The 1,277-nt window shown below is 37.3% G+C and carries 1 pseudogene; it reads left to right on the top strand.

The window, feature by feature from the left end:
• Window positions 1-1,277: pseudogene (locus Q0820_RS16885) on the top strand (hypothetical protein); the annotation flags it as partial.

Here is a 1,277-nt window from a genome sequence, read left to right on the forward strand (position 1 = left end):
CAGGAATTTCAGATACTTCTGCAGCATATACGGTAAATGTTACCGATGCTAATGGATGTATTGTAACTGGAAACTTTACCCTAAACCCAACGGTAGCTCCTGTTTTAGAAGTGAACGCTAATAGCTTATGTTATGATAGTTCTACAGGATTAGTTTTAACTGCCAATGTAACTTCTGGGGGAGTAGCACCATTCCAGTATCGTTTAATAGGAGGAGCTTACCAAAGTGAAGAAGATTTTACAGGTTTAACTCCAGGTAATTATACTATTGAGGTTATTGATAGTAAAAATTGTACTGCTACTGCAAGTATTGATGTTTTTCCAACATTAACTGCCAGCGCTGCATTAATAAAAGATTTAGATTGTTCCGCAACACCAGATGCTGAAATTAGCATTACGATGTCCGGCGGAAATCCAACATTTAATTTCGAAGTGCTTAGAGATGGTACTTCTATACAAGCAAGTACTGCAGTACCTAGTATTCCTTTTTCGTATTTCACTACTACTGCTGGTACTTATGAATTTATTATTACAGATACTGAAAGTTGTACGGTTACTACCAATCAAGTTATTGTTACAGCAAACAACCCACCAACAGTAGTTGAAGTTATTACAAATCCTCTTTGTAATACTAGTGCAGATGGCGTTGCTGAATTACAAATCTCAGGTGGTCTAGCTCCGTATCAAATTGTTTTTAATGGTAGTACCCCTTCAACTCAAACTACCTATGCAGGTTTAACAGCTGGAACATATAACTATACCGTAACAGACGCTAAAGGTTGTGTAACAACAGATAGTGTTACCCTTACTGCTCCAGCAGTAATAGCTCCTGGAACAATAAATATAGTTCAAGATTATCGTTGTGATAACTCTTCAGCTACAATTCAAGTTACTGGATATTCTGGAGGAACTCCTGGTTATACCTTTAGTTTAGATGGGGTTAATTTCCAAGGGTTAGATACATTTAGTACTGGAATTACAGCAGGGTCTTATACCATAACTGTTAGAGATGTTAATGGGTGTACTGAAGATACTCCAGCAATTGTAATTGATCCATTAAACGAACCTACAGATTTAACTTTTACTGCAACAGCTCCTAATTGCCCAGCACAAACATCTGATGTAACGGTAAACGTTACCAATGGAAATGCTCCTTTTACTTATGAAATTATTGCCCCTGCTGCTGCAACTACAAATACTTCTGGAATAACCTCTGGTATATTTACAGCTCTTGCTCCAGATACATACACCTTTAGAGTTACTGACAATAAAGGGTGT

The organism is uncultured Maribacter sp. (genome assembly GCF_947495965.1).
Taxonomy (GTDB): Bacteria; Bacteroidota; Bacteroidia; order Flavobacteriales; family Flavobacteriaceae; genus Maribacter_B.